General features: G+C 69.6%; 14 protein-coding genes. 1 reads left to right on the plus strand and 13 read right to left on the minus strand.

Annotated elements, in window-relative coordinates:
• Nucleotides 1-58 precede the first annotated feature (58 nt).
• The 10 genes from NVS89_RS14030 to gltS all read right to left on the minus strand — a co-directional run bounded on the left by NVS89_RS14030 (nt 59) and on the right by gltS (nt 9888).
• Nucleotides 59-1474, minus strand: coding sequence for an extracellular solute-binding protein (locus tag NVS89_RS14030; RefSeq protein WP_258733381.1), 1416 nt, complete (start codon nt 1472-1474; stop codon nt 59-61).
• Between the two features lie 41 nt (nt 1475-1515).
• Entirely contained in the window at nt 1516-2652 is a 1137-nt protein-coding gene (locus NVS89_RS14035; RefSeq protein WP_258733382.1) for an ABC transporter ATP-binding protein, read from the minus strand.
• Nucleotides 2649-3755: an ABC transporter ATP-binding protein gene (locus NVS89_RS14040; protein WP_258733383.1), complete on the minus strand. Its 1107-nt coding sequence runs from the start codon at nt 3753-3755 to the stop codon at nt 2649-2651. The genes NVS89_RS14035 and NVS89_RS14040 overlap by 4 nt, the downstream gene beginning before the upstream one ends.
• Nucleotides 3756-3928: 173 nt before the next feature.
• Entirely contained in the window at nt 3929-4669 is a 741-nt protein-coding gene (locus tag NVS89_RS14045) for an alpha/beta fold hydrolase (RefSeq protein WP_258733384.1), read from the minus strand.
• A gap of 12 nt (nt 4670-4681) precedes the next feature.
• A complete protein-coding gene (gene cofC / locus NVS89_RS14050) occupies nt 4682-5383 on the minus strand; it encodes a 2-phospho-L-lactate guanylyltransferase (RefSeq protein WP_258733385.1) in 702 nt (233 codons plus the stop codon).
• On the minus strand, nt 5380-6312 hold the full coding sequence (gene cofD, locus NVS89_RS14055) for a 2-phospho-L-lactate transferase (protein ID WP_258733386.1): 933 nt from the start codon (nt 6310-6312) through the stop codon (nt 5380-5382). The genes cofC and cofD overlap by 4 nt, the downstream gene beginning before the upstream one ends.
• The gene (gene cofE / locus NVS89_RS14060; RefSeq protein ID WP_258733387.1) at nt 6309-7064 is read right to left on the minus strand and encodes a coenzyme F420-0:L-glutamate ligase; all 756 of its coding nucleotides are present in this window, start codon (nt 7062-7064) and stop codon (nt 6309-6311) included. The genes cofD and cofE overlap by 4 nt, the downstream gene beginning before the upstream one ends.
• A gap of 3 nt (nt 7065-7067) precedes the next feature.
• Nucleotides 7068-8072: a glucose-6-phosphate dehydrogenase (coenzyme-F420) gene (gene fgd, locus NVS89_RS14065; protein ID WP_258733388.1), complete on the minus strand. Its 1005-nt coding sequence runs from the start codon at nt 8070-8072 to the stop codon at nt 7068-7070.
• Nucleotides 8073-8329: 257 nt separating this feature from the next.
• Nucleotides 8330-8644: a hypothetical protein gene (locus tag NVS89_RS14070; protein ID WP_258733389.1), complete on the minus strand. Its 315-nt coding sequence runs from the start codon at nt 8642-8644 to the stop codon at nt 8330-8332.
• A 38-nt stretch (nt 8645-8682) separates the two neighbouring features.
• A complete protein-coding gene (gene gltS, locus NVS89_RS14075; RefSeq protein WP_258733390.1) occupies nt 8683-9888 on the minus strand; it encodes a sodium/glutamate symporter in 1206 nt (401 codons plus the stop codon).
• A 282-nt stretch (nt 9889-10170) separates the two neighbouring features.
• On the opposite strand from gltS, the gene NVS89_RS14080 reads away from it, so the two are divergent.
• Nucleotides 10171-11034, plus strand: a complete 864-nt coding sequence (locus NVS89_RS14080; protein WP_258733391.1) for a quinoprotein dehydrogenase-associated SoxYZ-like carrier — start codon at nt 10171-10173, stop codon at nt 11032-11034.
• A 96-nt stretch (nt 11035-11130) separates the two neighbouring features.
• On the opposite strand, the gene NVS89_RS14085 is transcribed toward NVS89_RS14080, so the two are convergent.
• The 3 genes from NVS89_RS14085 to pqqE form a co-directional block, all read right to left on the minus strand.
• On the minus strand, nt 11131-11460 hold the full coding sequence (locus NVS89_RS14085) for a hypothetical protein (RefSeq protein WP_258733582.1): 330 nt from the start codon (nt 11458-11460) through the stop codon (nt 11131-11133).
• Nucleotides 11461-11603: 143 nt separating this feature from the next.
• Nucleotides 11604-12362, minus strand: coding sequence for a hypothetical protein (locus NVS89_RS14090; RefSeq protein ID WP_258733392.1), 759 nt, complete (start codon nt 12360-12362; stop codon nt 11604-11606).
• Nucleotides 12359-13489: a pyrroloquinoline quinone biosynthesis protein PqqE gene (pqqE, locus tag NVS89_RS14095; RefSeq protein ID WP_374114578.1), complete on the minus strand. Its 1131-nt coding sequence runs from the start codon at nt 13487-13489 to the stop codon at nt 12359-12361. Before pqqE ends, NVS89_RS14090 begins: the two co-directional genes overlap by 4 nt.
• Nucleotide 13490: the final 1 nt, after the last annotated feature.

A 13490-nucleotide genomic window follows, 5' to 3' on the forward strand; every position in this document is an offset into this window, starting at 1 on the left:
CGGTCGGCGGAAACGGTGGAGGAACGGGGGCGCGGGCGCCCCCATCCCGGGTCGGGGATCACTCGGGGAGCGTGCAGGACTTTCCGCCGCAGAGCTTCACCAGGATGGCCTGGCCTTCCTTGGCGCCCTGCTCGGGCGTCATCTGACCGAGGCCGACCTCCTGGGCGATGCCGCTCATGGCGTCGATGATCTCCGGGTACTTCTCCATCTTCGGGCGCGCCTTGGCGACGTCGAGCGAAGACTTCATCGCGGCGAACAGCGTCGGGTTGTCGCTATCCTTGATCGCGGGAAGCGCCCAGGAGCTCTCGCGGATCGGCACGCCGCCCTCGCCCATCTCGATCAGCTTGTCCTGCTGCTTCTTCGAGGCGAGCCATTCCAGGAACAGGAAGGTCGCTTCGGGATGCTCGCTGGCCGCGTTGATGACGGTCACCGACGGCTCGGCGTCGGCGTGGCGATGGGCCTCGTTGCCCGCCTTGGCGGGGATCGGGCCGTAGATGAACTTGCCCGCGTAGGGCGACACGCCGGGCTTGTCGATGCCGAGCACGAAGTCCGACCAGGCCAGCGACTGGGCGGCGATGCCGTTGCCCATGACGGTGGGCACGTCGACGAGCGAGTATTCGGCGATGCCGGGCGGGGCGAAGGTCCACAGCTCGCGCCACATCTTCAGCGCGGCCACGACCTGGGGGGTGTCGAAGTTCGGCATGCCCTTGTCGTCGAGCAGGTCGCCGCCATAGTTCTCGATGAAGTTCACCCACAGGTTCGAGAAGGTCGAACCGCCCTTGATGCCCTCGAGCACGATTCCATAGAAATCGCTCTCGAGCGGCTTGCCGGCGAGCTTCTCGCCCTTCTTGCGGGTGAAGAACTCGGCGATGTCGCGCATCTGCTCGATGGTCTTCGCCGGGCCGAGGTCATAGCCGTACTTGGCCTTGAACGCCGCCATCTCCTCGGGATTGCTGAGAAGGTCCTCGCGCGCCCAATAGACGTGGTTGTAGTTCCAGTTGATGAAGCCGTACTGCTTGCCCTCGAAGAAGGCCGTGGTCTTGTAGGGCGTGGCGATGAAGTCGGCCACGTTCATGCCCGGATCCGACAGCTTGGAGTCGGCGACGAATTTGTCGAGCGGCATGATGACGCCGGCCGAAAGCATGGGGCCGAGCTGGGCGCCGTGCAGCATGATCGCGTCATAGTGGCCGCGGCCGGACAGCATGTCCGCCTGGCCCTTGTTGATCACCTCGAAGTGGTTCAGCAGCTCCCACTCGACCTTGATGCCGGTTTCCTTCTCGAAATCCGGCACGATCTTGGACAGCGTCTCCTGCAGCGGCGTGATCTCGTCCAGCACGCGGATGGTCGTGCCCGCATAGGGCTTGCCCGCTTCCGCATAGAAGCTGTCATCCGCCCGGGCGGCGCTCGTCAACGGCGCGACCAGCGCCGTCGTTGCCGCCAAGGCGGCGGCGAAACACCAGGTCTTACGCATCATTCGCTCTTCCCCTCTTGTTGCTCGTTGGCGGCATGCGCCCGTCAATTGCCGGACAGCGCCCGACCCGTCGATCCGTCGAACAGGACAAGTCCCTCGTCCGGAATGGTGAGGCCGATCTCTCGGCCGATGCCTTCGCCCTCCCCCTCGCCCAGCGCGGCGGCCGTCGCCATGGACGTCTTCGCCTTGGCCAGCAGCGTGCCGAGGTCGAGCGTGACGATGGCGTGCTTGCCGAAGGGCTCGTTGGAGTAGATTTCCGCGCTCAGCGTGCCCGGCGCGCCGGGCTCGGCGAAGCCGATGCCGTCCGGGCGCACGCCGAGGGTCACCTCCTCGCCGGCCGCCTTGGCGGCCGCGGCGGCCAGCGCCGGCGGCAGGGCGATGCGCATGCCCCGGCGGGTGAAGAACAGCACGTCGCCCTCGCGCTGGAGCGCGCCGTCGACGAGGTTCATCGGCGGATCGCCGAGCAGCCGGGCGACGCGGGTGCTGGCGGGCTTCAGCCAGATCTCTTCCGGCGTGCCGACCTGCTCAACCCGGCCCTGGTCGAGCACCACCACCCGGTCGCCGACCGACAGCGCCTCCATGCCGTCCGGCGTCAGCCAGATGCTCGGCGCGCTCTGGGCCGAGAGGCGGCGCCGGATCTCGCCGCGCAGCTTGTGCCGCAGCTTGGCGTCGAGATGGGAGATGGGCTCGTCCAGCATGTAGAGGTCGGGCGCCTGCACCAGCAGCCGCGCCAGCGCGACGCGCTGCTTCTGCCCGCCCGACAGCGCGCCGGGCAGCCGCTCGCCGAGGTGGCGGATCTCCAGCAGCTCCAGCACCTCGTCGACGCGCCGGTTCGCCGAGGCGGCATCGAGCCGCCCGCCCGGCGCCTGCAGCGGCGAGAGCGCGTTGCCGCGCACGGTGAGGTGCGGATAGAGCGCGTAGGATTCGAACATCAGCGCGACGCGCCGCTGCCCGGCCGGAATGGCGGCGAGATCGCGCCCGCCGAGCGAGACGCTGCCGGTCTCCGGCCGCTCGAGGCCGGCGAGGATGCGCGCGAGCGTCGTCTTGCCGGCGCCCGAGGGGCCGGTGACGGCGAGGAGCTCGCCGGGCGCGACCTCGATGCCGACATCGTGCAGCACCTTGTGGGTGAAGCTCTTGCTGAGGCCTCGCGCGATGAGGCCGGTGCGGACGGCGACGTTCATTGCAGCGCCTCCCGGTTGCGCCCGCTTGTGGCGTCGAAGACGAGCAGCTTGCCGACGTCGATGCCGAGCGCGACCCGGTCGCCGGCGCGCCAGGGCGAGGGCCCGACGATCTCGGCGACCAGCGTGTCGGCGCCGCCGCTCTGGCTTTCCAGCACCACGGTGAGCACGTCGGCGTCGCCGCGCGGCTCGCGATAGGCGATGGTGCCGCGCGCCTGCCCGTCCATGTCGGGCGCGCGCACCGCGATGTTCTCCGGCCGGATGCCGGCCACGATCGCCCCACCCTCGCCCTTGGCGGCGACCGCCGGCAGGCGGGCCGCGTCGAGCTTCGCCGCCCAGCCGGCGCCGACGATCGCGCCATCGGCCCCGAACTCAGCGGCCATCAGGTTCATCGGCGGCTCGCCGATGAAGTTGGCCACGAACAGGTTGGCCGGACGCTCATAGAGCTCCTGCGGCGCGCCCACCTGCTGGAGCACGCCGTGATTCATCACCGCGACCCGGTCGGCCATGGCGATGGCCTCGGTCTGGTCGTGGGTGACGAGGATGGAGGTCACCTGCCGCAGCTTCTGCAGCCGCTTGATCTCGGCGCGAAGCTGCACCTTCTGGTCGGCATCGAGATGCGAGAGCGGCTCGTCGAACAGGATAACTTCAGGGTCGCGGACCAGCGCGCGGCCGATGGAGACGCGCTGCATCGCGCCGCCGGAAAGGCCGCGCACCGGCTGGTCCGCCATCTGCCGCAGGCCGAGAAGCTGGAGCACCTCGCCGATGCGCTCGGAAGCGGGCTGCCCGCCGATGCCCCGTATCTTGAGCGGAAAGGCGACGTTCTCCCACACCGTCATGTTCGGGTAGAGCGCGTAGTCCTCGAACACCATGGCGATATTGCGCTCGCCCGGGGCGAGGCGCGAGACCGGCCGCTCGCCGAAATAGATCTCGCCTTCGGAGACGCTCTCGATGCCCGCGGCCATCTTCAGCGTGGTGCTCTTGCCGCAGCCCGACGGGCCCAGCAGCGCCAGCATCTCGCCGGCGGCACATGCAAGGTCGAGTTGCTTGACCGCCTCGACCTCCCCGTAGCGCTTGAAGACGGATGTGAACGCGATTGACGACATTGGGCACTCCAGAGGCTATGCCAATGATCAATCCAAGTTCTGTGCCAGAATGTGCTGGTGTATAGAAACTCAGGATAACCGGGTTCCCTTAAGGGCACCGGCCCGGCGATCTGCCCAATAATCGGGCAAATTCGACCTGTTTGCTCCCTTTGCGATCACGCTCGATAACGCCTTCAAAGCGAGCGCCGCGCGACGTCCTCGAGCATACCCGCAAGGGCGTTCGGCGCCGAGAGGAAGGGCGAATGATCGCCGTCCAGCGAGAACACTTCCTCGCAGGCTGTATAGTCAACCATAGATCGCTGGTAGGCAAGGGAGACGGCGTTGTCCCGCCGGCCCTCGACATAGAAGCGGCGCACCGAGCCGAAGCGCTCGGGCGTGAGCGCGAGCGGATCGGAATAGACCTTCAGCCGCTGCGGGCGGAGCTGGCCCGTCGCCCACGCGGCGTCCTCGTCGGTGCAGCTGTTGTAGAACACCTCCGGCGCGGCCGAGGCGGGGAAGCTGGCGGTCTCCCCGTCCGGCGCCACCTGCATGTTCTTCAGCACCAGGTCCTCGACGCCGAGATGCGCATGCGCCTCGAGGAAGCTGACGAGGCTCTCGCCCGGGCGCAGCATCAGCCCGTTGATGTAGACCGTCGCCGCGATGCGGTGCGGGCGCCACTCCGCCACCTGCGAGGAGACGATGCCGCCCATGCTGTGGCCGACCAGGATCAGCGGCCCGCGCAGCGTGTCGATCATGCTGGCGATGCGGGTCGCGTAGCTGGCGAGATCGGCATTCTCCAGGGGCGCCGTATCGCCGCCGCTACCGGGAAGGTTGGGCGCGATCACCTCATGGCCCTGCTCCTCCAGCAGCGGCACGAGGCGGTGCCAGCACCAGGCGCCGTGGAACGATCCGTGGACCAGAACGAAACGCGCCATGTCACTTATCCCTCATTGGTGGCGGATGGCCGGGTCGCGGGCTCGCGCGCCCAGCAGCCCTTCCGCCTCCAGCAGGCGGCGGGTGCGGGTGGTCGATGCGAGGCGCTCGAGGCGCTCGATGTCCCGTGGCAGGTCGACGTCAAGGGCGAGGCCGGGAAAGCGGGCGGGATCGTGAACCACGGGCGCGATCCCAAGCGCCTGCGCCGACCCCGCGTGCAGCGAGCAGCTCATCGGGCCGTAGGAGAAGGTCATCAGGTCCGGCGGCGAAACGAGGAGCGCATTCGTCCCCTGCCCGTCATGGGCCGGCACGAGGCTCACCCCCGGCGTGCGCGTGTGGCGCGCCACGAGGTCGGAGATCTCGAGCGGCGTCACCGAGGGAATGTCGGCGGGAAGCACCAGCATCCCCGCCGCACCGTCGACCCGCAGGCGCGTCGCGGCCTCGGCGACCGCGAGGTTGAGCCCGCGCACCGACCGCTCGAAGATCAGCCGCGCCCCGTGCTCGCGTGCCAGCAGGCCGGCTTCCGCGTCGGCCGTGACAACCACCGTCCCGGCGAGCCCGCGCGCCGCCTGCAGCGCCGCCAGCACGTCGCGCATCATCGCCCGCACCAGCGCCTGCCGCAGGGAAGGCGGCAGGCTGCTCGCTAGGCGCTGCTTGGCGAGGGCGACCTCCTTCACCGGCACCACCGCCCAGATGCCCGCCGCGCCGGTATTCATGGGGTTTTGCCCGCCCGTTCCAGCACGAAGCGCGCGAGCCGCGTCTTGTCCTCGAGCGTGCGCATCAGTGTGGGCGCGACGGCCCGCTCCAGGCCGGCGCCGATGTCGAGACCGGCATCGGTCTCGTCGAGCACGAAGATGTCGGCCAGCCCGCGATAATGCGCGGCCACCGTCGCCGCGGAGGGGTCGAGGCCCAGCTCGCCCATCATCTTGACCGTCGGCCCCTTCACCGCCTGCCCGCCGATGACGGGCGACACCGCGATGACCGGCGCCCGGCTGGCCTCGATCGCTGTTCGCAGGCCCGGCACGGCGAGGATCGGGTCGACGCTGAGATAGGGGTTGGACGGGCAGATCACGACCGCCGCCAGCGCCGGATCGGCCAGCGCCTCCAGCGCCGCCTCCGCCGGACGCGCGGCGGCAGCCCCCTCGAAGGCGAGGCCGAGCACGCGCGGCTGGCACTGCCGGCGCACGAAATAGTGCTGGAAGTCGAGCCAGCCCTCGTCCGTCTCCACCCTCGTGCGCACCGGCTGGTCGCTCATCGGCACGATCGCCGAGGCGAGGCCGAGCCGCCGCGCGAGCTCCGCCGTGACCGCACTGAGGCTCGCCCCCGCCCCGAGAAGGCGCGTGCGTTCGACATGGGTGGCGAGGTCGCCGTCGCCGAGCCGGAACCAGGTCTCGCCGCCGAGCTGCTCCAGCGCCTGCATGAAGGTCCAGGTCTCGTCCTTCCGGCCCCAGCCGCGCACCGGGTCGTCGAGGCCGGCGAGCGTGTAGAGCAGCGTGTCGATGTCCGGCGAGACGTGCAGGTCGAGATGGTGGAAGTCGTCGCCCGTATTGGCGATCACCGTCAGCGCGCCGGGCGGCAGCACGCGGTCGAGCCCCAGCGCCAGCTTGGCCCCGCCGATGCCGCCCGAAATCGCCACCACCTTCATCGGAACAGGTCCTCTTCCTCGGGCCGGATCAGTGTCGCCGCCGGGCTCGCCGGCGCGGACCAGGAAAGGCCACGCACCAGCACCGCCGGCCGGCCTTCCGCCGCCGGCCCCATCAGCAGCGAGGCGGTGGCGGCGATCTCGTCGGCGAGCGCGATCATCGTCACCTGCAACGGCCGACCGAACAGGTCGGCCTCGCCGCGCCGGTCGACCAGCGCCGGCAGGCCCGCTGCGCCGATGGCGACGCCCGCCGTGCCGCGCCGCCACGGCCGACCGAAGCTGTCGTTTATCACCACGCCGACGCCCGTCGGGGCGCCGAGCGCCGCGCGAAGCCGTTCGGCGCTGGTGTCGGGATCGGCCGGCAGCAGCAGTGCCATCCCCTCCCCGACATTCGACTGGTCGATGCCCGCATTGGCCATGATGAAGCCCAGCCGGTGCTCGACGATCAGCACGCCCGGCCGCCGTCGCACCACGCGCCGGCTTTCGGAGAGGATCAGCTCCACCAGCGCCGGGTCCTTGCCAGTCTCCTCCGCGAGCGCCATCGCGTCGGCCGAGGGCGTCACCTCGGCGAGGCGAACCAGCCGCCCCTCGGCCTTGGAGACGATCTTCTGCGCCAGCACCAGCACGTCGCCCGCACGCAGCTCCAGCCCCGCACCGGCGAGCGCCTGCGCCAGCAGCGCCGCGAGATCGTCGCCCGGCCGCACCATGGGCAGGCCTGGCAAGGCGATCAGTTCGAGCCGCGCGGGTGCCTGCATCGCTCAGCCGAAGGCGGCGCGCAGCCGCGGCATCACCTGCTCCGAATAGAGCTTGAGGAAGCGCTCCTGGTCCTCGCCCGGGGCGTGGAAGACCAGATGGTTGAAGCCGAGCTCGACATAGGGCCGGATCCTCTCGACATGCTCCTCCGGGTCGTCGGAGACGATCCAGCGCCGCGCCGCCCGCTCCACCGGCAGCGCGTCGGCGAGCTTCTCCATCTCCAGCGGGTCCTCGACCGACATCTTCTCCTCCGGCGAGAGCGCGAGCGCCGCCCACAGGCGCGTATCGGCGAGAGCGCGCGCCTTGTCGGTATCGAACGAGACCTTCATCTCGATCATGCGGTCGTAAGTGTCGGACGGCCGCCCCGAGGCTTCAAGCCCGGCGGCGACATTCGGCAGCAGCGTGTCGGTGTAGAGCTCCATCGGCTTGCCGCTGGTGCAGATGAAGCCGTCGCCGACCCGGCCGGCGAACTTCGCCACCATCGGCCCGGCGCCGGCGACATAGATCGGCACCGGCCGCTCGGGACGGTCATAGATGGTGGCGCGCTCGGTGCGGTAATACTCGCCCTCGAAGCTCACCCGCTCCTCGCTCCAGAGCTGCTTGATCAGGCGCACGGCCTCGCGCAGGCGGGCGAAGCGCTCCTTCATCTCCGGCCAGGGCGCGCCGGTCGCGGGCACCTCGTTCAGCGACTCGCCCGAGCCAACGCCGAGCACGACGCGTCCGGGAAAGAGCTGGCCCAGCGTGCCGAAGGCCTGCGCGACCATGGAGGGGTGGTGGCGAAAGGTCGGGGTGAGCACGCTGGTGCCGAGCACGATGCGCGAGGTCGCGCTGCCGGCCGCGCCGAGCCAGGCGATCGCCGCCGGCGCGTGGCCGCCCGTGTGCCGCCAGGGCTGGAAATGGTCGCTGATGAACGCCGAGTCGAAGCCGGAGCGCTCCGCCGCGACCGTGAAGTCGATCAGTTGGCGGGCGTCGAACTGCTCCGCCGATGCCTTGTAGCCGAGTTTCAGCACGTCATTCCTCCACCGCTGCGCAGGAATGATAGAGTGATATATATGTGCAGCACAATATGCCGATTTATGTTTTTAGCCCAACGCGATAATTCGTTAAACGGAAACGGCCAGCCCGCTCCGTCCGTCCAGGGCGCGCCGGCATGGATGCGCCCTCCGCCCGGAACGGCGCCGGGCGGAGGGCCTGTCGTCGGCGATTTCGGCAGCGATCGGCGCAGGGCAAGGCGGGCGGTTCACGACCGCCCGCGCCGCGCCCGCGATCAGATGCGCACCCAGCGGCCGGGCACGTAGACCCAGCCCCGCCCGCGCCGCGCCCAGCTCGGGCCGACATAGCGGAATCCCGGACGGGCGCGGATCCACTGGCCGGAGACCCAGACCCAGCGGCCGCCGCGCCAGTTCCAGTAGCCCGGTACCCACACCCAGCCGCGCCGCGGCGCCGGGCGCACCTCGCGCCGGGGACGCGGCGGCGCGACGACGACGACCTGCGCCTCGGCATCGTCCGTGCCGGCGAGGCCGAGGGGAACCGCCGCCGCGGCGGCGGCAAGCAGGGAGAGCAGCGAACGGCGAGTCAGCATGGTCAGGTCCCTTGATCGAATCGAAGCCGAAACCGGGGTCAGCGGGCGAGATAGCCGATGACCGCGGCATTGGCGATGTCGATGAAGAACGCCGAAACCAGCGGCAAAATGATGAAGGCGCGGGGTGCGGCGCCATGCGTTTTCGTCACGGCCGTCATGTTGGCGATCGCGGTGGGCGTCGCCCCCAGGCTGATGCCGGTGAAGCCGGCCGAGATGACGGCGGCCTCGTAGTTCTTCCCCATGGCCGGGAAGACGATGAAGATGATGTAGGCCACCGCCGCCAGCGTCTGCAACGCCAGCACAAGCACCAGCGCCGGGCCGAGCCCGCCCAGCGTCCAGAGCTGCATGCTCATCAGCGACATGGCCAGGAACACGTTCAGCGACAGGTCGGAGACCAGCGCCAGCGCGCGGGTACGCGTCGGCCAGATCATGCGTGGAAACAGCCGCGGCACCACGTTGGTCATCACGATCGCGACCAGCAGGCAGACCACGAACAGCGGCAGCTTAAGCGCCACCTCCGCCATCGCCTCGTCGACGGCGTAGCCGATCAGGATCGCGACGTTCAGCACCAGCACGGTGCGCAGCAGGCTCACATGGCTCACATCGTTGCGCGCCGTCCGATCGTCCTTCTCCGGCAGGCCGATCACGTCCACCTCGGCCTGCGGCCCCTTCAGCGCGAAGCGCGTGATGAGGTAGCGGGCGATGGGCCCGCCGACGAGGCTCGCCATGACGAGGCCGAGCGTCGCCGTGGCGATGCCGACCTCCAGCGCGTTCGACAGGTTGAAGCGCTCCGAGATCAGCGGCGCCCAGGCGATGGTGGTGCCGTGCCCGCCGATGAGCGAGGCCGAGCCGAGGAACACGGCGAGCCCCTCGGGCAGTTCCAGCACCGAAACGCTGGCGGCGGCGATCAGGTTCTGGATCACGAGGTAGACCAGCGTCAGCCCCAGCAGCACGATCAGCGGCCGCCCGCCCGAGATCAGGTCGTCGAGCTTCGCGTTGAGGCCGATGCCGGTGAAGAAGTACAGCAGCAGCATGTCGCGCGCCTCGAGCGCGAAGGCGATCTCGGTGTCGAAGAAACGGTAGGCCGCGAGCGTCCCCAGCGCCGCCAGCAGGCCGCCGGTCACGGCCTCGGGAATGTTGAAGGCGCGCAGCACCGGCACCACGCGATTGATGCTCGCTCCGGCGAAGAACACGAGGATCGCGATGGTGAAGCTGAGCAGGGCCGGCGTCTGGATGGTGGTCATCTTGCCTCGCTCGCCATGGCTCTCGCACGCGCACGTCGCACCGTCGCCCGATGGACGATGCGTGATCGCGATATCTCGGGAAAGCGGTTGTGCCGCAGAGCGGCCGTAAAGTCATCCGGTACCGGCACGTCGATGCCCATTCGCCGCCCCTTCGCGGCTCCCTGCGTCAGAGCGTCCCGTCCGACGCTCGCATCATTGTGCCTGCATTTCACGCCCGTTCGGCGTATGATTTACGTAAAGGCCGGGCAGGAAACGACCCGGCGATACTCCGGGAGCCAAGCCATGTCTCGCACAACTGCGCATACTGGCAGCACACGTCACACGATGCGCCACCGGCTGCGCCTCGTTCTCGCCGTCCTCTTCTTCTCCGCGCTCACCTTCTCCGCCGCCGGGGCGCAGGAGGCGGGAAGCGAGGAGACCTGGAACGCCCTCAAGCCGGACGTGTTCGGCGAACGGCCGATCGAGGCCGCGAGCCCGCTGGTCCGGCTCGATGCCCCGACCCGCGCCGAGGACGCGGCCATGGTGCCGATCTCGATCGAGGTGGCGCTGCCCGAAGGCGACAGCCGGACGGTGAAGAAGCTCACCCTGATCGTCGACGAGAACCCCGCCCCCGTCGCCGCCACCTTCACCTTCGGCGGCGCGCGCCACGACGTGACGCTCGGCACGCGGCTGCGGGTGAATTCCTATTCCTACGTGCGCGCCATCGCCGAGCTCAGCGACGGCGGGCTCTACATGACCGAGCGCTTCGTGAAGGCCTCGGGCGGCTGCTCCGCTCCAGCGATGAAGGACGAGGAGAACGCGCTGAAGAATATCGGCCAGATGAAGCTGCGCGTCGTCGGCCCGGGCAAGGAGGGCGACGCCACCAAGGCGAACCGCTTCTCCCAGCTCCAGCTCATGATCCGCCATCCCAACTATTCCGGGCTGCAGATGGATCAGGTCACGCGGCTCTACATCCCCGCGAAGTTCGTCGACAGCATCGAGGTGAAGCAGGGCGACGAGTTGGTCTTCTCCATGGTCGGCGGCATCTCGCTGAGCGAAGACCCGGCGATCCGCTTCTCCTACGAGCCCTCCGGCAAGGAGATCCATGTCGACGCGGGCGACACCGACGGGCGCACGTTCAAGGGCGACCTGAAGCCGGCCGGCTGACGGCCACGCGCCTCTGCTGCAAAAGAACATCCCGCGCGATCCGGCAGGACCGCGCGGGATGTCTTGATGTTCAGCCGGGCCGGAAAGGCGTCCGGCTCAGTAGAAGCAGGTGATCTCGGCTTCCGCCTGCGCCCGGCGCAGATCGGCGACGATGTCGCGGAACATCGCGGTCGAGCGGAACAGTTCCGCCTGCTGGCCCGACACCTGCCCGACGCTGAGGATGGTCTCGGCCTCCTCATACTTCTTGTAGGGCAGGATGGTCGCGATGGTGTCGATCGAGCAGGAGCACTTCTCCAGCGCCGTCCGGGTCTGCCCGTTCGCCGCCATGCAGCCGAACACGTAGTCGGCGCGCGCGATGGTGGGATAGTCGTTGACGAGCCCGGCATTCGGCGCCTGCGGGGCGGGCTTGCTCGGCCCGGCCGGCATCGGCGACAGCGTCGCGCCCGACATCGCGTCCTGCGCGAAGGCCGGCGCCGCCGACAGCGACATGGCGAGCACCGCGCCGGCGATCGAACGCGCGGCTCGGCCGAGAGTGATGCGGCTGCCGGACTGGCGGCGTGTGGCGTGGCTCATGGGGTCCCTCCTCCCGCCTCCTTCGCCGCCGGCGCACGCGCCCCGGTCAGGGTGAGGCTTGTCTCGATGATGTTGGACGAGCCGTCCGCCTTGGGCGTGACGACGTCGATGGAATAGAGCCCGCCCGGCACGGCGTCGGAGAACAGGAACTCGTAGCGCCGGCCCACCAGCTCGGCGAGCTTGTCCCTGTTCGGGTCCTCGGCGAACGGCACCATGGTCATCCGCCACCCCTCGACCTTCCTGCCGTCGAATTCGAAGCTCGCCGGCTCGACCGCGGCACTGGCGAGATGCTCGCGCAGCCGGTTGCGCAGGTAGAACGGGCTGCCCTTGGTGAGCTGCGCCATCTCGCGCACCTCGCGCTCCAGCAGCACCAGCGCGATCGGGTTGCCCTTCATGCTCGGGAACGGCCCGGCCTCGCTCTCGCGCGTGCCGCGCGTGATCTCGACGTCGGCAACCCGGCCGGAGGCGTCCTGCGGGTCCGCCGTCACGTCCATCGCCATGGTCTCGTCGAAGCTCTCGCCGAGGCGCTCCTCGGTGGATTTGTGCCTGTAGCGGTAGTCGAGCGTCGTGCCCGGCGCGACCTGCATCAGATAGGGCGTGTCGAAGAACAGCTCGGTCGCGGACGGCGCGGCGAACGAGGGCAGCGCGGTGAGGGAGAGAGCGAGGAGACCGGCCCCGAGGCCGGCGGCGACATGCTTCATGAAACACCCGATGTTCTTGTGCCCGCCGGTCGCGCCGCGCCGCGCGCCGGTCATTGGTCGCGCTCCGTGAGATAGCGCCGGTAGTCGTAGCCGTTCACGCGCGAGTGGGAGTCCTCCTCGGCGAGGGCGAGCAGATGCGCGTGCAGCGGGGATTTGTGGCAGGCGGGATCGGTCTCGGCGGCATCGCCCGCGATCGCCATCGCCTGGCAGCGGCAGCCGCCCCAGTCGATCTCCTTGCGCTCGCACGAGCGGCACAGCTCGGGCATCCAGTCGGTGCCGCGAAAGGCGTTGAAGGCCGGCGACTCGACCCAGATCTCCTGCAGCGAATGCTCGCGCACGTTCCAGAATTCGAGGCTGGGAATGGTCTCGGCCGCGTGGCAGGGCAGCACCTTGCCCGAGGGCGTGACGTTGAGCGACTGCCGGCCCCAGCCGTTCATGCAGGGCTTGGGGTAGCGCGCGTAATAGTCCGGCACCACGGCGTCGATGGTGAGCCGGCCCTTGAGCCGGACCCGCGCCTCCTCGACCACGTCCAGCGCGCGGAACACCTGCTCGCGCGTCGGCATCAGCGCCTGCCGGTTGCGCAGCGCCCAGCCGTAATACTGCGCGTGGGCGATCTCGATGCGCTTGGCGCCGAGCTCCAGCGCCAGCTCGATGAAGGCCGGGATCTGCTCGATGTTCGCCCGGTGCACCACCGAGTTGACGGTGAGCGGCAGGCCGAGCCGGCGCACCTCGCGCGCGACGGCGAGCTTGCGCTCATGCGCGCCCTTGAAGTTCGACACATGGTCGGTCATCGCCGCATCCGCGCCCTGGAAGGAGAGCTGGACATGGTCGATGCCCGCTTCCGAGATGGCGGCGAGGCGCTCGGGGGTGAGCCCGACGCCGGCGGTGATGAGGTTGGTGTAGAGGCCGACCTCGACGCAATGGCGGATCATGGCCTCGAGATCGCGCCGCGCCGTCGGCTCGCCGCCGGACAGGTGCACCTGCAGCACGCCGAGCCGGGCCGCCTCGCTGAACACCCGCAGCCAGGTCTCGGTGTCGAGCTCCACATTGCGCCGGTCGAGCTCGACCGGGTTCGAGCAATAGGGGCACTGCAGCGGGCAGCGATGGGTCAGCTCCGCCAGCATCCCGTAGGGCGCGGGCGGCGCGGGGCGGGTGGAGACGGCAGGGCGCGGTTCGGCGATC

The organism is Ancylobacter mangrovi, from assembly GCF_024752355.1.
Taxonomy (GTDB): domain Bacteria; phylum Pseudomonadota; class Alphaproteobacteria; order Rhizobiales; family Xanthobacteraceae; genus Ancylobacter; species Ancylobacter mangrovi.

Bases quoted from the DNA above. Each gene is read 5' to 3' on its own strand.
- NVS89_RS14080 (WP_258733391.1), top strand. From the start codon at position 10,171: ATGTCTCGCACAACTGCGCATACTGGCAGCACACGTCACACGATGCGC.
- cofD (WP_258733386.1), bottom strand. From the start codon at position 6,312: ATGAAGGTGGTGGCGATTTCGGGCGGCATCGGCGGGGCCAAGCTGGCG.
- NVS89_RS14040 (WP_258733383.1), bottom strand. From the start codon at position 3,755: ATGTCGTCAATCGCGTTCACATCCGTCTTCAAGCGCTACGGGGAGGTC.
- NVS89_RS14070 (WP_258733389.1), bottom strand. From the start codon at position 8,644: ATGCTGACTCGCCGTTCGCTGCTCTCCCTGCTTGCCGCCGCCGCGGCG.
- NVS89_RS14035 (WP_258733382.1), bottom strand. From the start codon at position 2,652: ATGAACGTCGCCGTCCGCACCGGCCTCATCGCGCGAGGCCTCAGCAAG.
- NVS89_RS14085 (WP_258733582.1), bottom strand. From the start codon at position 11,460: ATGCCGGCCGGGCCGAGCAAGCCCGCCCCGCAGGCGCCGAATGCCGGG.
- NVS89_RS14045 (WP_258733384.1), bottom strand. From the start codon at position 4,669: ATGGCGCGTTTCGTTCTGGTCCACGGATCGTTCCACGGCGCCTGGTGC.
- cofC (WP_258733385.1), bottom strand. From the start codon at position 5,383: ATGAATACCGGCGCGGCGGGCATCTGGGCGGTGGTGCCGGTGAAGGAG.
- cofE (WP_258733387.1), bottom strand. From the start codon at position 7,064: ATGCAGGCACCCGCGCGGCTCGAACTGATCGCCTTGCCAGGCCTGCCC.
- NVS89_RS14090 (WP_258733392.1), bottom strand. From the start codon at position 12,362: ATGACCGGCGCGCGGCGCGGCGCGACCGGCGGGCACAAGAACATCGGG.
- NVS89_RS14030 (WP_258733381.1), bottom strand. From the start codon at position 1,474: ATGATGCGTAAGACCTGGTGTTTCGCCGCCGCCTTGGCGGCAACGACG.
- gltS (WP_258733390.1), bottom strand. From the start codon at position 9,888: ATGACCACCATCCAGACGCCGGCCCTGCTCAGCTTCACCATCGCGATC.